At 67.5% G+C, this 4,809-nt stretch carries 5 protein-coding genes and 1 pseudogene; 3 read left to right on the forward strand and 3 right to left on the reverse strand.

Annotation, left to right across the window (positions count from 1 at the left end; translation table 11 throughout):
- The 3 genes and pseudogenes from fliI to FV228_RS20465 form a co-directional block, all read right to left on the reverse strand.
- Positions 1-816 (reverse strand): annotated as a pseudogene (fliI, locus tag FV228_RS20455) (flagellum-specific ATP synthase FliI); the annotation flags it as partial.
- 138 nt (positions 817-954) lie between these two features.
- On the reverse strand, positions 955-1,695 hold the full coding sequence (flgF, locus tag FV228_RS20460) for a flagellar basal-body rod protein FlgF (protein ID WP_147856298.1): 741 nt from the start codon (positions 1,693-1,695) through the stop codon (positions 955-957).
- Between the two features lie 25 nt (positions 1,696-1,720).
- The gene (locus tag FV228_RS20465; protein WP_147856299.1) at positions 1,721-2,476 is read right to left on the reverse strand and encodes a DUF1217 domain-containing protein; all 756 of its coding nucleotides are present in this window, start codon (positions 2,474-2,476) and stop codon (positions 1,721-1,723) included.
- Between the two features lie 173 nt (positions 2,477-2,649).
- Here FV228_RS20465 and motA point away from each other — a divergent pair, with 173 nt between their 5' ends.
- Genes motA through FV228_RS20480 form a run of 3 tightly spaced genes read left to right on the forward strand, consistent with a single transcriptional unit; the run spans position 2,650 to position 4,794 of the window.
- Positions 2,650-3,537, forward strand: coding sequence for a flagellar motor stator protein MotA (gene motA / locus FV228_RS20470; protein ID WP_147856300.1), 888 nt, complete (start codon positions 2,650-2,652; stop codon positions 3,535-3,537).
- Positions 3,534-4,475, forward strand: coding sequence for a FliM/FliN family flagellar motor switch protein (locus tag FV228_RS20475; protein ID WP_246693966.1), 942 nt, complete (start codon positions 3,534-3,536; stop codon positions 4,473-4,475). The genes motA and FV228_RS20475 overlap by 4 nt, the downstream gene beginning before the upstream one ends.
- Positions 4,459-4,794, forward strand: coding sequence for a hypothetical protein (locus FV228_RS20480; RefSeq protein ID WP_147856301.1), 336 nt, complete (start codon positions 4,459-4,461; stop codon positions 4,792-4,794). The genes FV228_RS20475 and FV228_RS20480 overlap by 17 nt, the downstream gene beginning before the upstream one ends.
- The last annotated feature ends 15 nt before the right edge of the window (positions 4,795-4,809 follow it).

The raw sequence follows: 4,809 nt of genomic DNA on the forward strand, positions 1-4,809 counted from the left end.
GGCGACGTCCCGGGCGGCGTGGGCGAAGCGCGTCACCGAATCGAGCACGAGCAGGACCGACTGGCCCCGGTCGCGAAAATACTCCGCGACCGCGAAGGCGAGCTTGGGCGCCTGCCGGCGCATCATCGAACTCTCGTCCCCCGTGGCGACGACCACCACCGCGCGGGCCCGGCTCTCCTGGATCGGCCCCTCCAGGAACTCCCGCACCTCGCGCCCGCGCTCGCCCACCAGGGCGACGACCACCGTGTCGAACCCCGAGCACCGGGCCAGCATCGACAGCAGGGTCGACTTGCCGACGCCCGACCCCGCGAAGATGCCGATGCGCTGCGCGGCGCAGAGGGGCGTGAACAGATCGAGCGCCTTCACGCCGGTCTTCAGCGGCTGGTCGACCCGGGAGCGGCGCATCGCGGGCGGCGGGCTGGCGTCGAGCGGCATCGCCTGGTTGCCCTTGGGGAGGTCGCCGTCGCCGTCGATCGGCCGCCCGAGGGCATCGATGACGCGGCCCTTCCACGCCTCGCACGGCCGGGGATCGAACGCGGTCACCCGGTAGGCCGGGGCGCCGAGGCCGGCCTCGATCCGGGTGTCGAACGGCTTGAGGATCACGCCCTCGCCGTCGATCCGGACGACCTCGCCGTCGATCCGCTGGTCGCCCGCCTCGATCTGCATGCGGTCGCCGAGCTTCAGCAGGGGCAGGGTGATCCTGATCCGGCAATGGCCGAAGCCGATCTCGCTCACCGAGCCGCCCACCCGGATGACCGGATGGGCGTCCCGGTCCTCGAGGGCGAGGCCGAGCTGGTCGAGGGCGTTCATGGTGATCTCCGGAAAGGCCCCTGCCTGGAGCCCTGCGAACGTCGGGGCTCCGTGCCCCGAGCCCCGCCAAAGGGCCGCGGGCCCATGGGAATCCCGATCCGGCCCGCGCGCGGACTGCTTCGGGTCAGTGCCGCATCGGAGGTTCTAGCTCGCCGGCCCGAGGCCGCGGATCGCGCTCTGCAGCGAGGATTCCGTCTCCGCCACCGCGGCGGCGGCGCCCTCGAAGGTGCGGGTGATCAGGATCAGCCGCGACATCTCCATGACCGGGTTGACGTTGGCGCCTTCCTGGAAGCCCTGCTGCACGCGCACCGCCGTCTCGCCGCGCTGGTTGAAGTCGAGGATCGGGGTGCCCGGCCGGTCCGACGTCACCGCGTTGCCGTCGATGCGGGTGAGCTTCGCGGCCGGATCGAGGCGGAAGACGCCGAGCGCCCCGATCTGGTTGGCCCCCTGGGCGATGATCCCGTCCTGGCCGATGGTGATCGGCGGCCCTTCGGGATCGACGGTGATCGGGGATCCGCCCGGATCCAGGATCGCCCGTCCGTTGAGGTCCTGGAGGTCGCCGGCCGCCGAGATCTGCATCCGGCCGTCCCGGGTGTAGACCGGCCCGGCCCGGCCGCGCACCGCCATCCAGCCGTCGCCCTGGATGCCCACGTCGAGGGGGCTGTCGGTCTTGTTGAGCGGGCCGGCCTTGCGCGACAGGAACGTCTCGCCCGGCGTCGCGAAGGCGACGTCGCGGCCCCCCGCCTGGGACAGGATCGTCTCGAACTTCACCTCCTCGGCGCGGTAGCCGGCGGTTCCGAGGTTGGCGACGTTGTTCGCCACCGTGGTCAGGCGCTGTTCGAGGGCGACCTGGGCGGACAGCGTGACGTAGAGCGACGATTGCATGTCACCGGCCTCCCAGCCGGATGGATTAGAGCTTGACCAGGAGGCCGGCATCGAGGCCGGAATCGGCACCGCTGAAGAGCGACAGTGCCGGCGTGGACGGCGCGTTGTTCTGCGTATCCCACATGATGGTGAAGCGCTTGAGGAACGTGTTGAGCTTGTCCGGATCCTGTAGGCTTGAGATGTCGAGCTTGCGCTTGATCAGGTTGGCCTGCGCGTCGATGCTGCCTCTCGCGGCTTCGGACGGAATGCCGAGTGCGGTCCGAACGACTTCGGCCAGCGCCTTGTCCGCAAGAATCGAGTAGGCGGATTTGATCGTTCCGGCCTTGCGTTGGAAATACAAGGCCAAGCGGACGCCCTCGTCATCCGCCCCGGCGTCCGTTTCGAGATTCTGGCGAACGTAGCTGTCGATGGTGGCACGTTGCGCGCCGGCGCTGGAGTCGAAGGTTGCTCCGGAATTCGAGAAGTTGAAGGCTCTGGCGAGATCCTGGTATCGCGAATCCTGAAGCCGCTCGACGAGGACATTCCCCTTGCTGTCGGCCTCGCGGGTCAGAACCTTCTTCATGAAGGCCTTCGCATAGATCATGTCGTCGAGGCCGTAGGCCTTCATGGCGAAGCTGAAGAGCCGATGATTGCCGATAAGATCGTCGACCGTTTTGACCTTGCCGATATTGTCGCGAAAATATTGTATGTCCCGCTTTACGATCGCTTCGGAGGCCTTGCGAGTAAGTGCCCCGGTCAAATTGCGGGTGATATGTTGGTATTCGGTGAAGGTCGAGGTCATAAGACGCATCCTTCGTCTGTCCGTTGGACGCGAGACTATCGGCTCAGGCTTGCCTGAACCTTGCTTTTTCATATCGCGGACTGCCGCCCTGCCCCGACACGGGCTCCAGCCTTGCGCAAGCATGCCGATCTAGATCCGGCGCTACTGAGTGGAACGACGTCAGGGCGCCGCGCGTGGGTGTTATTTTAGGCTTGCTGATCGCGATCGGCTGCGTCGGCGGCGGGTTCGCGGCGATGGGCGGGCACCTCGCCGTGATCTGGCAGCCCTTCGAGTTCGTCATCATCGGGGGCGCGGCGCTCGGCGCCTTCGTGGTCGCCAACCCGTTGAAGGTGGTCAAGGATACCGGCACCGCGATCGTGGACGCGGTCCTGTCCCGGGCCCCGAAGAAGGACGACTACCTCGCGCTGCTCGGCCTGCTGTTCGCGCTGACCCGGGAATTGCGGTCCAAGCCCCGCAACGAGGTCGAGCCGCATCTCGAGAATCCGGACGAATCCGAGATCTTCAAGGCCTACCCGAAGGTGATCCGCGACAAGGAATTGACCCTGTTCATCTGCGACTACGTGCGTCTCATCCTCATCGGCAACGCCCGACCCCACGAGATCGAGGCGCTGATGGAGGAGGAGATGATCACCCACCGGCGCGACAAGCTGAAGCCGTATGCCGCCCTGAGCGGCATCGCCGACGGGCTGCCGGCGCTCGGCATCGTGGCGGCGGTGCTGGGCATCGTGAAGGCGATGGGCGCGCTGGATCAGTCGCCGGCGCTCCTGGGCCACCTGATCGGCGCGGCCCTGGTCGGCACCTTCAGCGGCATCTTCATGTCCTACAGCGTGATCGCCCCCCTGGCGACCAAGGTGAAGACGGTCCGCGAATCGCAGGGGCGCGTCTACATCATCGTGAAGCAGACCCTGCTGGCCTACATGAACGGCGCCCTGCCGCAGATCGCCATCGAGCACGGCCGGAAGGCGATCTCCGCCGGCAACCGGCCGACGATCGACGAGGTCGAGAACGCCACGATCACGAACGGCTCGCGCGGCGAGGCCGGCATGCGCGAGGCCGCATGATGGCGGACCAGGACAAGCAACAGGTCACCAGCGACATCCGGGACCGGCTGCTCGACGCCGCGGGCCTCTCGCTCGACCGGCTGCCGATGCTGCACGTGATCCTGGACCGGGTGGCGACGTTCAGCGCCGAGCACCTGCGCCACTTCGCGGCGTCGCCGGTGTACTTCTCCCTGAGCAACGTCGAGAGCCAGCGCTTCGGGGACATCCTGGAGCCCTACGAGGCGAACGCCATCGCGGGCATCTTCCAGGCGCCCGAATGGGACAGCCACATCCTGGTCGGCTTCGACCGCGACTTCGTCTTCACCATGGTGGAGGTCCTGCTCGGGTCGGACGGCTCGGAGCCGCCCCTCGACGAGGAGCGCTCCTTCTCGGCCATCGAGATGCGGATCGCGCAGCGCATCTTCGACCAGATCGGCAAGGCCCTGCAGGCCGCCTTCGCCCTCGTGGCGGACACGCCGTTCAAGCTCGAGCGGACGGAGCTGCGCATGGATTTCGCGGTGATCGGCCGCCGGAACAACCAGGCCGTGGCCGCCAAGTTCGTCCTGCAGGCGCTCAACCGCGGCGGCGAGATGTTCATCGTCATCCCGCAATCCGTCCTCAACCCCATGCGCCAGAGCCTGGCCCGGATCCTGGTCGGCGAGAGCACGTCCCGCGATTCCCGCTGGACCCGGCAGATCGCCGGCGAGGTGCAGAAGACCCCGGTCACGCTCAAGGCGATCCTGGAGGAGAAGCCCCTGACCCTGGGCGAGATCGCAAGCCTCGAGGTCGGCCAGGTGATCGAGCTGCGGGCGACGCCGACGACCCGGGTCAAGCTCGAAGGCAACAACCGGGAATTGTTCTGGTGCGACGTCGGACAGCAGGATGGGACCATCGTGCTGCGCGTCGACCGGTTCATCGATCAGGATCAGGAGTTTATCGACGATGTTCTCTCTCGCTGAAGCCCTGCTCTTCGCCGCCCTGGTCGCGACGACGGGGTGCCTGGTGCCGATGTACATGCGGCTGAAGCGTCTGGATCGGTATCATGCGCAGTACCGGGACATGATCGACTGGAGCGCCTGCGCCATGGTCGGGGCGAGCAACGCCGTGCAGGCCTTCGCCCAGGAGGGACGGACCGTCCTGGAGGATCTGAGCAGCGAGATCGAGTTCGCGAAGGCGGCCCTGGCCGAGCTGAAGGCCGAGCGGCTCAAGCTGACATCCCCGGCGCAGCCCGTTGGCGTCGCCCACGAGCCCGCGGTCGGCAGCCTGTCCGGCGTCTGAGGCCGGCCGCCGGCC

Source organism: Methylobacterium sp. WL18, assembly GCF_008040015.1.
GTDB classification, from domain to species: domain Bacteria; phylum Pseudomonadota; class Alphaproteobacteria; order Rhizobiales; family Beijerinckiaceae; genus Methylobacterium; species Methylobacterium mesophilicum.